Annotated in this window: 12 protein-coding genes and 1 pseudogene; 3 read left to right on the top strand and 10 right to left on the bottom strand. The window is 65.1% G+C overall.

Going from position 1 to position 15,998, the window contains the following annotated elements; genetic code table 11:
- Positions 1-19 precede the first annotated feature (19 nt).
- The 10 genes and pseudogenes from FUT88_RS02100 to FUT88_RS02055 all read right to left on the bottom strand — a co-directional run bounded on the left by FUT88_RS02100 (position 20) and on the right by FUT88_RS02055 (position 12,514).
- The gene (locus FUT88_RS02100) at positions 20-1,684 is read right to left on the bottom strand and encodes a CTP synthase (protein WP_147213607.1); all 1,665 of its coding nucleotides are present in this window, start codon (positions 1,682-1,684) and stop codon (positions 20-22) included.
- Between the two features lie 91 nt (positions 1,685-1,775).
- Complete coding sequence (locus tag FUT88_RS02095) at positions 1,776-2,597, bottom strand: alpha/beta fold hydrolase (protein ID WP_147213606.1); 822 nt, start codon at positions 2,595-2,597, stop codon at positions 1,776-1,778.
- Between the two features lie 18 nt (positions 2,598-2,615).
- A complete protein-coding gene (locus tag FUT88_RS02090; RefSeq protein WP_147213605.1) occupies positions 2,616-3,518 on the bottom strand; it encodes a peptidase in 903 nt (300 codons plus the stop codon).
- A gap of 86 nt (positions 3,519-3,604) precedes the next feature.
- Entirely contained in the window at positions 3,605-4,447 is an 843-nt protein-coding gene (locus FUT88_RS02085) for a transglutaminase N-terminal domain-containing protein (protein WP_147213604.1), read from the bottom strand.
- Positions 4,448-4,504: 57 nt separating this feature from the next.
- Positions 4,505-5,455, bottom strand: coding sequence for an alpha-E domain-containing protein (locus tag FUT88_RS02080; protein WP_147213603.1), 951 nt, complete (start codon positions 5,453-5,455; stop codon positions 4,505-4,507).
- A 65-nt stretch (positions 5,456-5,520) separates the two neighbouring features.
- Positions 5,521-7,004 (bottom strand): annotated as a pseudogene (locus FUT88_RS02075) (circularly permuted type 2 ATP-grasp protein).
- 106 nt (positions 7,005-7,110) lie between these two features.
- The gene (locus tag FUT88_RS02070) at positions 7,111-9,636 is read right to left on the bottom strand and encodes a DNA internalization-related competence protein ComEC/Rec2 (RefSeq protein WP_147213602.1); all 2,526 of its coding nucleotides are present in this window, start codon (positions 9,634-9,636) and stop codon (positions 7,111-7,113) included.
- A 9-nt stretch (positions 9,637-9,645) separates the two neighbouring features.
- Positions 9,646-10,458, bottom strand: a complete 813-nt coding sequence (locus tag FUT88_RS02065; RefSeq protein WP_147213601.1) for a TatD family hydrolase — start codon at positions 10,456-10,458, stop codon at positions 9,646-9,648.
- 84 nt (positions 10,459-10,542) lie between these two features.
- Positions 10,543-11,271 carry a lipoprotein-releasing ABC transporter ATP-binding protein LolD gene (lolD, locus tag FUT88_RS02060; RefSeq protein WP_102065038.1) on the bottom strand — a complete coding sequence of 243 codons (729 nt, stop codon included), beginning with the start codon at positions 11,269-11,271 and terminating at the stop codon, positions 10,543-10,545.
- The gene (locus FUT88_RS02055) at positions 11,264-12,514 is read right to left on the bottom strand and encodes a lipoprotein-releasing ABC transporter permease subunit (protein WP_147213600.1); all 1,251 of its coding nucleotides are present in this window, start codon (positions 12,512-12,514) and stop codon (positions 11,264-11,266) included. The genes lolD and FUT88_RS02055 overlap by 8 nt, the downstream gene beginning before the upstream one ends.
- Positions 12,515-12,585: 71 nt before the next feature.
- Between FUT88_RS02055 and FUT88_RS02050 the strand changes: the two genes are divergently transcribed.
- The 3 genes from FUT88_RS02050 (at position 12,586) to fdxA (ending at position 15,910) form a co-directional block, all read left to right on the top strand.
- Complete coding sequence (locus tag FUT88_RS02050) at positions 12,586-13,677, top strand: hypothetical protein (protein WP_147213599.1); 1,092 nt, start codon at positions 12,586-12,588, stop codon at positions 13,675-13,677.
- Between the two features lie 31 nt (positions 13,678-13,708).
- Positions 13,709-15,403, top strand: a complete 1,695-nt coding sequence (recJ, locus tag FUT88_RS02045) for a single-stranded-DNA-specific exonuclease RecJ (RefSeq protein WP_147213598.1) — start codon at positions 13,709-13,711, stop codon at positions 15,401-15,403.
- A 177-nt stretch (positions 15,404-15,580) separates the two neighbouring features.
- Positions 15,581-15,910 carry a ferredoxin FdxA gene (gene fdxA / locus FUT88_RS02040; RefSeq protein ID WP_009238498.1) on the top strand — a complete coding sequence of 110 codons (330 nt, stop codon included), beginning with the start codon at positions 15,581-15,583 and terminating at the stop codon, positions 15,908-15,910.
- Positions 15,911-15,998: the final 88 nt, after the last annotated feature.

Genomic DNA, 15,998 nt, shown 5'->3' with positions numbered 1-15,998 from the left:
TTTCCCGTGCGCCAGCGCGTTAGGCGACAGCGCGTTGCGCGGTCTGGTTGTGATGCGCCAGCGCGGCTTCCACGTAGGCCTTGAACAGCGGGTGGCCGTCACGCGGCGTCGAGGTGAATTCCGGATGGAACTGCACGCCGACGAACCACGGGTGCATCGACGCCGGCAGTTCCATCATTTCCGGCAGGTTTTCCGACGGCGTACGGGCGGAGATGATCATCCCGGCCTTTTCCAGCTGCGGCACGTAGTGGTTGTTCACCTCGTAGCGATGGCGATGGCGTTCGTTGACTTCCGCACCGTAGATCGCTGCCGCCTTGGTGCCCGGCTGAACCGGCACGCGCTGCGAGCCCAGGCGCATGGTGCCGCCCATGTCGGAGTCGGCCGAGCGCTTTTCAACGCGGCCATCGTGGTCCAGCCATTCGGTGATGAGCGCGACCACCGGGTGTTCGGTCTCGTCGTTGAATTCCGTGCTGTTGGCGTCCTTCATGCCGGCCAGATGGCGCGCGAATTCAATCACGGCCAACTGCATCCCCAGGCAGATGCCAAGGTACGGCACGCCTTTTTCGCGCGCATATTGAATTGCGCGGATCTTGCCTTCCGTGCCGCGCTTGCCGAAGCCGCCCGGCACCAGCACCGCGTCGAGCGTGTCAAGCACCTGCGTATGGCCCGATTCGAGCTCTTCAGAATCGATGTACTCGATATTGACGCGCGTCGAAGTGTGCAGGCCGGCGTGGCGCAGCGCTTCGATCAGCGACTTGTACGACTCGGTCAGGTCAACGTACTTGCCGACCATGCCGATGGTGATTTCGTGCTGCGGATTTTCCAGCGTGTGCACCATGTGCGCCCACACGGACAGGTCCGCCGGCGGCGCTTCGATGCGCAGCTCTTCGCAGATGATGCGATCCAGCCCCTGCTCGTTGAGCATCTGCGGGATCTTGTAGATGGTGTCGACATCCCACACCGAGATGACCGCGTCTTGCGGCATGTTGGCGAAGAGCGAAATCTTCGCGCGTTCATCGTCGGGAATCGGGCGGTCGGCGCGGCACAGCAGCGCGGTCGGCTGCACGCCGATTTCGCGCAGCTTCTGCACCGAGTGCTGGGTCGGCTTGGTCTTCAGCTCGCCGGCGCTGGCAATGAACGGCACCAGCGTCAGGTGCGCAAACGCCACCTGGTTGCGGCCCAGGCGCAGGCTCATCTGGCGAGCGGCCTCCAGGAACGGCAGCGATTCGATATCGCCCACCGTACCGCCGATTTCCACGATCGCCACATCGGCCTTGCCGTCGTGCGATGCAGCGGCGCCGCGCTCGATGAACGCCTGGATTTCGTTGGTGATATGCGGAATGACCTGCACCGTCTTGCCGAGATACTCGCCGCGACGCTCCTTGCGGATCACGGATTCGTAAATCTGGCCGGTGGTGAAGTTGTTCGCCTTGCGCATCTTGGCCGAGACGAAACGCTCGTAGTGGCCAAGATCGAGGTCGGTTTCTGCGCCGTCCTCGGTCACAAACACTTCGCCGTGCTGGAACGGGCTCATCGTGCCCGGGTCGACGTTGATGTAAGGATCGAGTTTGAGGAGGGTGACTTTGAGGCCGCGCGACTCAAGAATGGCCGCGAGCGAGGCGGCGGCGATGCCCTTGCCGAGTGAGGACACTACGCCACCGGTAACGAATACGAACTTGGTCATGACCTAGCTTGCCGGGGAAAGCCGGATTATAGCAAAGGTCCCCCCTTCGATCCGTGACAGATCGGTGGAATTTGCCTTGAGGCCGCTTCACCTACGCGGCGTGCCGCATGGCGCCTGCGTTGGCGCGCATTTCGTTGATCAGCTCACGGATCAACCCGGCCGTTTCCAGTGGTTTTTCCATCGGATAGAGATGGCTGCCCTCGATCCAGCGCAGCCTGCTGCCGACGATGCGCCGCGTGGCACCCAGTCCGACCTGCCGGATCTCACGCGAACGCGTGCCCGCCACAAAACTGACCGGGAACGCCGTACCGCCGGCCACCTTGCGCCCCATGTTGGTCGGCAACGTCCGGTAGATCTGGTATTCGATTTCGCGTGAGAAACGCAGTGTGCGTTCGTGGTCACGTCCGGTGGGCTCGGTACCATGCTCAACGTAGTCGCGCAGCACGTCTTCATCCCAACGATCGAACTTCCGCTTGGCTTTGAAGTGGCTCCAGACGGCATCGCGATCGGGCCAGAGGTGACGCCGGTTCTTCGTCGCGGCGGCCGGCGACTGGCTTTCATCGATGTCCAGCCATTGCGCGACGCGCAGCAGCTTGGCCCGCCATCCTGCGATGATCGGCGAATCGAGCATCACGACGCCGCGCACGCGCTCGGGCCTGCGCAGCGCCGCCATCAGGCTCAGGAAGCCCCCGAGCGAATGCCCCACCAGCCAGACCGGCTCGGCCTGCCCGTCGATTTCGGCGAGCAGCTCTTTCACCAGCCCCGGCCAGGAACGCGTGACCGGAAAACGCGGGTCATGCCCGAAGCGTTCCACGGCACGGATGTCGAATTCGTCACTCAGCACGCCCAGCATCTTGCGATACGTCCCCACGGGGAAGCCGTTGGCATGCGAAAAAAGCATCACATCGCGCATCGCAAGTCCCTCTTCCGTTCAACGCGACTTTTGCGTTCCGCCCGCCACGCGCTGGATCGTGGAGACCTGCTCCAGCGCAGGGCCGGGCGCGCGTTCCGGCGCGGCGGGCGTGTCGGGCGCGGGCGGTGCAATGCGCACGGGGCCCACTTCTGCAGAAGGATGCCCCTCCCGGCGCAGCGGGTGCGACGGCGAAGTGCCGGTTTCCCAATCGGGATCGTCGATTTCGGCAAACACCTGGCGCAGACGCTTGCCCCAGGTGCCGCGAATCATCGCGAAATAGGGGTTCTCTTCATCAATGGCGACAAAGCGCGTCACGCGCAGGGAGTCAGCCTCGTAGACCAGCAGATCCAGCGGTAAACCCACGGAAATATTCGACTTCAGCGTCGAATCCATCGAGATCAGCGCGCATTTTGCGGCTTCGCCCAACGGCAGCCCCGGACTGACGACGCGGTCGATGATGGGCTTGCCGTACTTGGCTTCGCCGATCTGGAAATAGCAGTTCTCGGGCGTGGCCTCAATGAAGTTTCCAGCCGCGTAGACGTTGAACAGGCGCGGCCGTTCTGCGCCGATTTGTCCGCCGAAGATGATGCTGACGTTGAAATCGATCTTGGCCTTGGCCAGTGCTGCGGCATCGCGGTCGTAGACATCGCGCACGGCCTCGCCAACGATCGTGGCTGCCTCGAACATGTCACGCGCCGTCCAGAGCGAGCGGGGCTTGCCGCGCGCTTCGGTCAACACCTGGCGCACCGCCTGGCTGATGGCGAGATTGCCCGCCGTCAGCAGCACCATGACGCGATCGCCTTCGCGTTCGAAGACGGTCATCTTGCGGAACGTGGAAATCGCGTCCACGCCCGCATTGGTACGGGAGTCGGACAGGAACACAAGGCCTGCGTCCAGGCGCATGGCGACGCAATAAGTCATGGGCGAAGCAACAAACGGAAAAATCGGTCGGATGAGGGCATTCTAGCGCGCCGACCGGAACCCAACCGCGCGCTTGGAAGGGAAGCTCAGCTCACTCCGGCGTCGGCGGGCAGCGGTTCAATGGAGATGCTGACGTCGAGTGTCTCGGCACCTCCGCCCTGCCGCACGCCGCGAACCGGTGCGGCGGACTGATAGTCGCGGCCAACTGCCAAGCGGATGTGGCGCGCATCGGTAAAGCATTGGTGGGTGACGTCGATGCTGCACCACGTGTGCGATTCGGCATCGAGGCAGACGTCTGCCCAGGCGTGGCTGGCGAGGTCTTCTTCCCCCACCGCATGGAAATAGCCGCTGACATAGCGTGCCGGTACACCCAGGGCCCGGCAGCATGCGACCATCACTTGTGCCTGGTCCTGGCATACGCCGGTGCCCAGGCCAAACGCCTCCGCAGCCGTCGTGCCGACATGGGTGGTGTTCGGTTTGTAACGCACGCGGGTGGCAATGGCATGCGCCAGGCGCACTGCAGATTCTGCGTCGCCGGGCACCAGTGCGTGCTCGCGCGCAAAGGCGATCATCTCAGGCGGCGCGGAAGTCAGCGGCGTGGCGCTCAGGAAATACAGCGGCGAAACGCGATAGCGCCCTTCCCCGGGCGCATCGACAAACCGCTGGCTGCCCGGCGAGCCCGAAGGAAACGCCTCGACAATGCCGCGCGCGTCGATGATCACGTCTTCCGTACGGTTGCCCAGCGTGAAGTGATGGACGACGTTGCCGAAACCGTCGGTGGCGCGCGTGAGGTTGCCGGGGGCGTGGATCTGCCAGCTGTCTACCTGCTGCAGCTCACCGCTGCGAGGCGTCAGCCGCAACTCGTGCACGCTGTGGCGCAGCGGCTCGGCATAACGGTAGACCGTCGTATGTCGAATTTGGTATTTCACGATGACACGGGCGCCACCCGAAAGCAGCGCCCCGATGTATGCACAATGTCCTGCACGTCACGCCACCTCGAGCGGCACCAGGAAATCCTGGCTGATGCCGTTGCCCAGGTCGCCGATCCGCTCCAGGAAGTTGGTCAGCCAGGCATGGAGGCCGACCGCAAAAATATCTTCGATGCGGGCGTACCGCAGGTCGGCGTGCAGTTTACCAGCGCGGCGCTCGGTCTCCGCCGATTGGCTGTTGCGCACGGTCGAAAGAATCGCAACCACCTCGTCCATGCTGGCCAGCAGCGAACGCGGCATGTCGCTGCGCAGAATCAGCAGCTCCGCCACGCGCGTCGGCGTGATGACGTTTCGATAGATCTTGCGGTAGACCTCGAAGCCCGACACGGAGCGCAGCGTGGCCGCCCAGTGATAGAAGTCGCCCTGCTCTGCAGCGGCTTCATCGCGCGTGGGCGTGGACTGGAATTTCACGTCAAGCAGCCGCGCCGTGTTATCGGCGCGCTCCAGAAACGTGCCCAGGCGCATGAAGTGGAACGCGTCGTCGGTCAACATGGTGCCGACCTGCACGCCGCGCGACAGATGCGAGCGGAACTTCACCCACTCGAAGAATTGCGACGGATCCTCGCGCAGCATGCCTTCGGCAATCAGGCGCTGCACGTCGAGCCACGTGGTGTTGATGGTTTCCCACACCTCGGTTGTGAGCGAGCCACGCACGGCTCGGGCGTTCTCGCGCGCGCCGCGCAGGCAGCTCATGATCGACGACGGGTTGGTCATGTCGCGCACCATGAAGTCAATCACGTCGTCGCGCGAAAGCAAGCCGTAGCGGTCGGCAAAAACTCGCGTGAGCTCGGAAATATCGAGCATCGCCCACCAGCCCTGCTCCGCCACTTCCGCCGATTGCGGCATCAGCGAGGTCTGGTAGTTCACGTCGAGCATGCGGGCGGTGTTCTCGGCGCGTTCGGTGTAGCGCGCCATCCAGAAAAGGTGGTCTGCGGTGCGGCTGAGCATGGCGTTCCCTTCTACGAATTCGATATGCGATTGATCGACTGCCAGTTGCGACACAGCGCGAGCGCTCAGCGCTCCAGCACCCAGGTGTCCTTCGTACCACCGCCCTGCGATGAGTTGACCACCAGCGAGCCGGCCCGCAACGCCACGCGCGTGAGGCCGCCGGGCACCATGCGCACGTCCTTGCCGGACAGCACGAACGGCCGCAGATCGATATGGCGCGGCGCGATACCGGCTTCCACATACGTCGGGCACGTCGACAGCGCAAGGTAGGCTGCGCGATGTACTGATCGGGGCGGGCCTTCACCACCTCGCGGAAAGCCGCGATCTCCTCCTGCGTGGCAGCCGGGCCGACCAGCATGCCGTAGCCGCCCGCGCCGTGCGTCTCCTTGACCACCAGCTCGCCCATGTGGTCGAGCACGTATTGCAGGTCGTCCGGCCGGCGGCACATGTACGTCGGCACGTTATTGAGGACCGGTTCCTCGCCGAGGTAGAAACGGATCATGTCCGGCACATACGGATAGATCGACTTGTCGTCTGCCACGCCGGTGCCGATGGCGTTGCAGATGGTGACGTTGCCGGCGCGATAGACCGACAGCAGCCCCGCGGCGCCCAACGAAGAATCCGGCCGGAACACAAGCGGATCGAGGAAGTCGTCGTCCACACGGCGGTAGATGACGTCGATGCGCTGCGGACCCTGCGTCGTGCGCATGTAGAGATGGTCGTCCTGCACGAACAGGTCGTGGCCCTCCACCAGCTCAACGCCCATCTGCTGGGCCAGGAACGCATGCTCGAAATACGCCGAGTTGTACATGCCCGGCGTGAGCACCACCACCGTCGGGTCGGCGATGTTCTGCGGCGACACACTGCGCAGCATGTCGAGCAGCATGTCGGGGTAATGCGCGACGGGCGCCACACGATTGCGTGCGAACAACTCCGGAAACAGCCGCATCATCATCTTGCGGTTTTCCAGCATGTACGACACACCGGAGGGCACGCGCAGGTTGTCTTCCAGCACGTAGAACTCGCCCTCGCCCGCGCGCACGATGTCAATGCCCGCCACGTGCGCATAGATGTCGCGCGGCACGTCCACGCCAAGCATGTCCGGGCGGTATTGGGCGTTGTTGTAGATCTGGTCGGGCGGGATGACACCGGCGCGAAGGATGTTCTGCTCGTGATAGATGTCGTGCAGGAAGCGGTTCAGTGCATCGACGCGCTGCCGCAACCCGCGCTCGAGCTTCGCCCATTCGCTCGCCGGGAAGATGCGCGGAATGATGTCGAACGGGATCGTACGTTCGGTGCCGCTGTTCGATTCGTCCTTGTCGCCGTAGACGGCAAAGGTGATGCCGACGCGGCGGAAGATCAGGTCTGCCTCGGCGCGCTTGTTCTGCAGCGTCGTGGCCGACTGTGCGCCCAGCCATTCGGCGAAACGTCCGTAGTGGCTACGAACCTCGCCCTGCTGGACGAGCGCTGCCGGGGCCGGTTCGGCGGCATGGGGGCTGCGGTCCCCGTCATGCCAGTTGAGCATTTCATCATAGAACCGGACTGCCATGCCTTTTCTCCCCTGACGGCGCCGCGCGATGTACGCGGCACGTGGTTTTTATAGCACAGCGGTTTTGAACCCCACAATGGGGCCAACCCGTTGTGCCACCAAGTTTTCACGGCTGGGCGTCGAGGGCGCCGGGGGCCGTTGCCAGGGGTTCCACTTCCTGTGCGGAAGACCAGTACCGCGGCCGCATGGTGCGCGCGGTCTGGATGTCCAGCACATCGCCGTCGGTCTGAATGACGACGGCACCGGTCTTGTCCGTGCGCAAACCGTCGATGTCGCGCGCTACGTAGCGCTGCCAAACCTGCGGATGCGGATGTCCGTACCGATTGCGGTAGCCGACCTGGAAAACCGCCACCTGCGGAGAAACCGCGTCCAAGAACGCGCCGCTGGAGCTTGTCTTGCTGCCGTGATGAGGCACAAGCAAGATGTCTGCCATCAGGCGCTCAGGCGTTTCTGCCGCGACAAGCGCGCTTTCCTGGGCGGCTTCGATATCACCGGTCAGCAAAGCGGCGTGGCGGCCATTGGCAATACGCAGTACGCAACTGCGGGCGTTGCTGGACACGCGCTCGCGTTGCTCCGGCAGGCGGCGCGGGTGCAGCACCTCAAAGACAACACCGTCCCATGTCCATGCTTGCCCCGCCAAACAGTCGACAAAGCGGATCCGGTTCTCGTCGGCCACGCCGCGCAAAGCATGCCCTGGAGGCAAAGACGCCAACATGGTGCGCACCGGCACCGCACCGATCACCGTTTCGGTGCCACCAGCGTGGTCGCTGTCTTCATGGCTGACAACAAGCGCGTCAAGCGTATCCACCCCATGGGCGCGCAGATAGGGCGTGATGACGCGCCCTGCGGCATCCGCGTGGTCGCTGTAGCGCGGGCCGGTATCGAACAAGAGGCGATGGTTAGCCGTTTCGACCAACGCCGCAGCGCCCTGGCCGATGTCGAACGCGACGAGCCGGAATTCGCCAGGCGATGGCAACGGCACGCGCGCCAGCACCAGGGGCAAGAGGAGCAAGGCACCCTGGGCGCGCCATGCCCAGGCGCGCATGCCGCCCGGCACCAGCAAAAGCGCCGCGCCAACCATCGACAGCAGCAACGCCCACATGGGCGCAACCGGCGCAACCCAGACTGACCAGCGCGGCGTCGCCAGCCATTCAAGCCAGATGACGAGCCAGCGGAAGCTCGCTTCGGCCAACATCAGCACGGGCTGCGCCAGTGGCTCCGGGAGCGCCGCCCCGATCAGCGCCAACGGCGTCGTCACAAAACTCACCGAGGGAATCGCCAGCCCATTGGCCGCCGTGGAGACGACCGAGGTCTGCTGGAACAAGAGCAAGGTCAACGGCAACAGGCCGAACGTGACGGCAAACTGGATCCGCGTAGCGCCCGCCATTGCCCTCCGGCTGCGCTCGATCCAGCTATCTGTTTTGCCATCATTGGCCCGACCATCGAGCGCCATCTGCGCGGCGATGAAGATGATCGCCACCGCTCCGAACGACAGCCAGAACCCCGCCGACATGACCGCCCACGGGTCCACCACCGCCACCACGGCCGCCGCCCAGCACAGCGAGAGGCTGGCCGGCACATTGCGATCCGTCAGCCGGGCGATGGCCACGGTAGACAACATCAGGAGCGTGCGCTGTGCCGGCACGCCCATCCCAGCGAGCAGGCAGTAGCCGAACGCTGCAAGCATTGCTGCGATGGCGCCTGCGCGTGGAGCCGGCATGCGTAGCGGCAATGGCACGCGGAGCCGGCGCGTCAGCCCGAACGAGCGACGCCACAGCGCCATCCACAACGCTGCAAACAGCCCGGCGATCATGGTGATGTGCAGCCCGGAAATGCTGACGAGGTGGCTGATGCCGGTGCGGCGGAACAGGTCCCAGTCGTCGCGGGCGATGCCGCTCTGGTCGCCCACCACCAGGGCGACGATGACCGCCGCGTAGCCCGCATCGGGCAAGGCATCGAGGATGTGGCGTCGCACGCTGGCCCGCCAGCGCTCCACGCCAATCCCGAAACCAGTGCCCGCCCCATCCAGCGCGATGTTCTGTGCGCGCTTGCCTGTCCGCACATAGCCGACCGCACGGATGTTGTCGGCGAGCATCGCGTATTCGCCGTCGAAGCCGCCCGGGTTGATCAGGCTGTGCGGGCGCTTCAGGCGCAGCGTCAGTTGCCAGCGTTGGCCGGGCTGCAGATCGGGGATGCCGGCACGTCGGTCTGGCTTTGCATCTTCCTCCCCCACATTGCCCCACGTCCGTGCGCCATACCAGGACAGGCGCACGCGGGGCGGCACGGCATCACCCGCATTGCTGGATTCGATGTGGAAGAGAAAACGCGTGGCGTCATCACCGGTCTGCGGCAGCTCGGCCACAACGCCGGTCGCGATGATGTCCTTGCCTTCCCACGCGGGGCTGAGCGCCACGGCCATGCGCTGCTGCGCACGCCAATTGCTCCAGCCAAAGCCCGCGGCGATGGTGCTGGCGACGAGCAACACGGGAAACAGTATTGGCCGACGCCGCGTGACAGCCGCGAGCGACAGACAGAGCACCAGCACGCCAAGCGGCAGCCACACCGGCGGCAGCGTCGCCTGCATCTGCAATGCAACACAGCCGGCAACAAAGCCGATCAACCCGAGACGCATGTGCGAGCGTCAGGCTTGCAGGAGCGCTGCCAGGCGGGGAATGGCGTCGATGCTGTTGCGGCGCGCCTGGTCGGCCAGCGCGTCGATGGAGATGCCGCGCAGTTGCGCCATTGCGTCGGCAATGCGGGCGACTTCCGTGGGCGCATTGCGCACGGCGCCCTGCTCGCCAAACTGGTCGTCGGCAAGCCAGGCGGGGGCCAGGTCGGGCGCGTCGGTTTCCAGCACGATCGACTCGATCGGCATCTCCTGCGCCAGCCGGCGCACGCGGTGGGCGCGGGAGAAGGTGAAGACGCCGCCAAACCCGAGCTTGAAGCCGGAATCGACAAAGCGACGCGCCTGTTCCGGGCTGCCGTTGAACGCATGCGCAATGCCGCGCACGCCCGCCTTGGCGGCGGCGCTCCACACCTGATCCTGCGACTTGCGCACGTGCATCAGCACAGGCAGATCGAATTCGCGCGCGATGCGCAGCTGGGCGCGGAACACGGCGCTCTGCCGTTCAACGTCGTAATCGGGAATGAAGAAATCGAGACCGATTTCGCCAACGGCCACGAAACGCGGGTCGTCCATTGACGCGGCGACCTGGCGGCGCAGCTCCAGCAGATCGTCGTCGCTGGCCTGCGCAGCGTAGATCGGATGGACGCCCAGCGCATAAGTGCAGCCGGCATGCCGATGTGCCAGCGCCCGCACCGTGTCGAAATTCCAGCGTGCCACCGCCGGCACGACGATGTGATTGACGCCCGTCGCACGCGCCTGTGCGACGACCGCATCACGGTCGGCATCAAAGTCGCTGGCATCGAGGTGGCAATGGGTGTCGATCCACATGGTCAGTTCGGCGTTGGGAAAGGCGGCAACGTACCGGAAAGCGAAGCGTTCTGGAATCCGCCTTTTCCGATCATGCCGCCCGGCTCAGCGCTCCTGGTGCAGATGGCCCTCCCGCAGGCGGAAGATGCGGTCGCAACGGCCGGCCAGTTCAATATCGTGCGTGACGATGACAAAGCTCGTGCCCAGCGTGCGCGTGAGTTCCAGCATCAGGTCAAACACTTCACCGGCGGTGTGATCGTCGAGATTGCCGGTGGGCTCGTCAGCCAGCACGCAAGCCGGAGACCCGACGAGCGCGCGCGCAATCGCCACGCGCTGGCGCTCGCCGCCGGACAGCTCGCCCGGACGGTGTGCCGTGCGCGGGCCAAGACCCACACGTTCGAGCATCGCCTGTGCGGTGTGGCGCGCTTGCGCCTCTTCCACGCCGCGGATACGCAGCGGCATTGCGACATTGTCCAGCGCCGTGAATTCGGGCAGCAGATGGTGGAACTGATAGACGAAGCCGAGCGCCTGGTTGCGCAGCATATTGCGCTCGCGCTCCTTCATGGCTGTGAACGGCTTGCCGAGCAGCGAGACGCGGCCCGACGTCGGCTCGTCCAGCCCGCCCAGCACATGCAGCAGCGTGCTTTTGCCCGAGCCCGACGCGCCGACGATGGCGACTTTCTCGCCTACGCCGATGCGGATGTCCACACCCTTGAGCACGTCGACGTTCAGGCCGCCCTGGCGGAACGACTTGGACAGCCCTTCGGCCTGCACCACCACACCCTGCGGCGCCGCGGCCGGCGCTTCCATGGAAGTCATGACGGCCTCACTCATAGCGCAGCGCCTCCGCCGGGTTCACGCGCGAGGCGTGCCAGCTTGGATACAGCGTCGCCACCGACGCGAGGATGAAGGAAATGACGCCAATGGTCGCAATGTCGTTCACGCGGGGGTCCGAGGGCAGTTCGCTGATGAAATAGATGTCACGCGGCAGGAATTGCACGTGGAAGAGACGCTCGATGAACGGCACGATCACGTCGATGTTGTAAGCGATGAGCGTGCCGAAGCCCACGCCCAGCAACGTGCCGATAAACCCGATCGCCACACCCTGCACGATGAAGATCTTCATGATCGACGCCGGCTGTGCGCCCATGGTGCGCAGGATGGCGATGTCGGCCTGCTTGTCCGTCACCGTCATCACCAGCGTCGACACCAGGTTGAACGCCGCCACGGCGATGATCAACGTAAGGATGATGAACATCATCTTCTTTTCGGTCTTCACGGCGGCAAACCAGTTTCGGTTCTGGCGTGACCAATCGCGAATGTACAGCTCGCCGGACAACGTGCGCGACAGGGCTTCGGCGACCTGCGGGGCGCGGTCCATGTCGACCAGCTTCAGCCGCACGCCGGTCGGGCCATCGAGGCGGAACAGCCGTTCGGCGTCTTCCATGTTGACCAGCGCCAGCGAGCTGTCGAACTCGTAGTGGCCCGATTCGAAGATGCCCGTCACGGTGAACTGCTTCAGCCGCGGCAACACGCCCGCCGGCGTGATGGTGCCCTGCGGCGCCACCAGCGTGACCTTGTCCCCCTGATGCACGCCCAGGCCGTTGGCCAGCTGGCTGCCCAGGGCGATGCCGAATTCGCCGGGTTTCAGATCGTCGATCGTGCCCGATTTGAAATCCTTGGCGATGTCCGACACCTTCGGCTCGTCGGCGGGCGACACCCCGCGCAGCAGCACGCCGCGCACCGCCTCGTCGTGCGTGATCATGGCCTGCGCGCCCACGTAGGGCGCCGCGCCGATGACTTCCTTGTTCTGCATGGCCTCATTGGCGGTACGCTGCCAGTCCGGCAGACTGTTCGGCGCCATCACCTCGATATGCGCCAGCACCGAGAGCATGCGGTCCCGCACTTCCTTCTGGAAGCCGTTCATAACCGAAAGCACGATGATCAGCGCCGCCACCCCCAGCGCAATGCCGAGCATGGAGATGAGCGAAATGAAAGAGATGAAGCTGTTGCGGCTGGCGCGCTTGCTTGCGCGTGTATACCGCCAGCCGATCTGCCATTCGTATGGAAGTTTCAAAGGGGGTTCCCCGTGGGTGTGATTTGTCCGGCTCACTGGCCGACGAGCCGGAAGTTTACAATCTCGGAGCCATGATTCCTGAACTCACCCTGATTGTCCCGTTTTGCGCGCCCGCTGCCGAGGTGGCCGACGACGCTTACCGTCAATTGACCTTGCCGGGCCTGGAAAGGTTGCTCGCACGTGCGCGCGAGGCCGAGCGCGAGCGCCACGACGACGCCTACCTGCCCACGCTGCCGCACGAGCGCTGGCTGGCCAAGCACGCCGGGCTGCCCATTTCTCCGCTGCCGTCCGCGCCGTACATGCGCCTGGCAGACGGCGGCACCGCCGACACGCGCACCTGGGCCTGCCTGCAACCGGTCCACATCCACGCCGCCCGGGACCATCTGGTGATGCTCGACCCAGCGCAGCTCCGCCTGGAAGCCGCCGACGCCGACGCCCTGCGCGCCGCCATCGCCCCCCTGGTCGACGAGATGGGGATCACGCTCGATGCTACGCACGCCGCGCGCTGGTACGTTGCCGATTCGCCCTTTGGCGACCTCATTGCCGCCGCGCCGCAGCGCGCCACCGGCCACAACATCGACATCTGGATGCACAAGGGCGAGCGGGAGCGCGCCTGGCGCAAGTTCCAGAACGAGATCCAGATGACGTGGTACGACCACCCCGTCAATCAGGCACGCGAGGCGCGTGGCCTGCTGCTAGTGAATTCGGTCTGGCTATTCGGCCAGGGCGCGCTGGTCGATACCCGCCCCATTGCCGAGCGCATGATCGGCGCTGATCCGTTCTTCGCAGGCTTATGCCACGCCGGCAACGCCACCGAGCTGTGCGCCGAAACCTTGGCCGCGGTGCCGTTCGACGACACGAGCGCCGCCGTGCTGCTGGGCGACGCCGGCAAGCCCTATCTTTCCGCCGACTGGTACGACTGGATCGAAACGCTGCGCGCCTACGATCGCGACTGGTTTACCCCCGCCGCCGATGCGCTGGCCGACGGCCGCATCGACGCCGTCTCGCTCGTGCTGACCGGCGACTCGCATTACGCCCACTACCGCGTCACGCGCCGCGAACTGGCCAATGGCCCGTTCGGGTGGCTGCGCCGCTTGAGCCATCCACTGAGTCGCCCCCGCACCTTGCGCGACGCGCTGTCCCCGCTTTCCATGGCCGCTTGAGCCTGCCTGAGCCCGCCTGAACCGATTCCGCATGACCCGCATCGCTGTCCGTTCGCATTCCCCTGACGCCGCCACCACGCTGGCCGGCCACGGCATCCATCCTGTCCTCGCGCGCATCCTCGCCGCCCGCGGGGTCGCGCGGCCCGACGAACTGTCGACCGAGCTGACCGACCTGCTGCCGCCCGCGCAACTCAAGGGCATTGACGACGCGGCGTGCTACCTGGCCGACGCCATCGCCGCCAAGAAGCGCCTGCTGATCATTGCCGACTACGACTGCGACGGCGCCACCGCTTGCGCCGTGGGCGTGCGCGGCCTACGCATGCTCGGCGCGCAGGTCAGCTACATCGTCCCCAACCGCTTCGAGTACGGCTACGGCCTGTCGCCCGAGATCGTGGCGCTCGCCGCACGCGAGAAGCCGGACGTGCTGGTCACCGTCGACAACGGCATCGCCGACGTGGCGGGCGTGGCGGCCGCCAACGCGCTGGGTATCGACGTGGTCGTGACGGACCACCACATGCCCGGCGCGCAGTTGCCCGAGGCGCGGGTGATCGTCAACCCGAACCAGCCGGGCTGTGGCTTCCCGAGCAAGAACCTGGCGGGTGTCGGCGTGATGTTCTACGTACTGCTGGCGCTGCGGGCGGAGCTGCGCAAGCGCGGTGTGTTCACGCCACAGGATCAGCCGCGCCTTGATGCGTTGCTCGATCTGGTGGCGCTCGGCACCGTCGCCGACGTGGTCAAGCTCGACGCCAACAACCGTCTGCTGGTCGCGCAGGGCCTCAAGCGCATGCGCGCCGGGCGGATGTGCCCGGGCATCGCCGCGCTGTTCCGCGTGGCCGGCCGCGAAGCAAGCCGCGCGTCGACGTTCGACCTCGGCTTCGGACTCGGCCCGCGCCTGAACGCCGCTGGCCGCCTGGCCGACATGTCCCTCGGCATCGAATGCCTGCTCACCGACGACTACGACCGCGCCATGTCGATCGCCGCCGAACTCGACGGCATGAACCGCGAGCGCCGGGAGATCGAAGCCGGCATGCAGCAGGAAGCCCTCGCCATCCTCGACAGCATGAACGCCCTCGACGGCTCCGGCCGCCACACCATCGCGGTCTACAACGAGACGTGGCACCAGGGCGTGATCGGCATCGTCGCGTCGCGCATCAAGGACAAGTTTCACCGCCCGGTCTTCACCTTCGCGCCCGGCGACGATGGCGTCATCAAGGGCTCAGGCCGCTCGATTCCCGGCTTCCACCTGCGCGATGCGCTGGACGCCGTTCACAAGCGCAGCCCAGGGCTGATCGTCAAGTTTGGCGGCCACGCCATGGCGGCAGGGCTCACGCTGCGCGAAGACGGCTTCGATACATTCGTCGCCACCTTCGAGGCCGTCGGCCGCGAATGGCTGACCGAAGCCCTGCTCTCGCGCGTGCTCGAAACCGATGGCGAAGCCGATCCCGAATGCTTCACGCCGCAGTTCGTCGAGCTGCTCGAAACCCAGGTCTGGGGTCAGGGTTTTCCGGCGCCGAGCTTCTGCGGCGAGTTCGATGTGCTGTCGCAGGCCGTGCTGAAAGACAAGCACCTGAAGCTCAAGCTTGGCCGCGGCAAGCAGCATTTCGATGCGATCTGGTTCAATCACGCCGAGCCGCTGGGCGCCTCGGCCTATGTGGCCTACCGGCTCGACAACAACACCTTCAACGGCATCACGCGCGTGCAGATGGTGATCGAGCATGCGCAATAGCGGATTGGACAAACCTTGCGCCAACGCATAAACACATGCCAAAACTGTCTGACAGCGCGCCCATGGCACAGCAGCCGGGCGCGGCCGGTGCGTTACAATGCGGGATTGCCGGCATGGAAACGCACAAGCATCCGTGACCGCGCCCCCACGAATTCCTAGCATCAACTTCCAAGCGAAATGACTCACGTCGTTACCGAAAGCTGTGTCCGCTGCAAGTACACCGACTGCGTGGACGTCTGCCCCGTCGACTGCTTCCGTGAAGGCCCGAACTTCCTGACGATTGATCCGGATGAATGCATCGACTGCGCCGTCTGCGTGGCCGAATGCCCGGTCAACGCCATCTACGCCGAAGAAGACGTGCCTGCCGATCAGCAGAAATGGATCGCCATCAATGCAGAGCTGGCGCAAGCCGGCTGGCCGTCCATCACCAAGACCAAGCAACCCTTGCCCGACGCCGACGACTGGAAGGACGTGAAGGACAAGGAGCAGTACCTCGACCGCGGCTGAACGCGTTGGGCGAACTTGCCCAACACACTTTTTGTCGTGCATCGCAAAAAAGGTGTTGACGGGCGGATCGGAAACTAGCTAGAATTCA

Origin of the sequence: Ralstonia sp. TCR112, from assembly GCF_007997035.1 — a bacterium.
Classification (GTDB): domain Bacteria; phylum Pseudomonadota; class Gammaproteobacteria; order Burkholderiales; family Burkholderiaceae; genus Ralstonia; species Ralstonia edaphi.
Note: the sequence above shows the minus strand (reverse complement) of the source record. Positions and strands in the feature narration are given on the sequence as shown.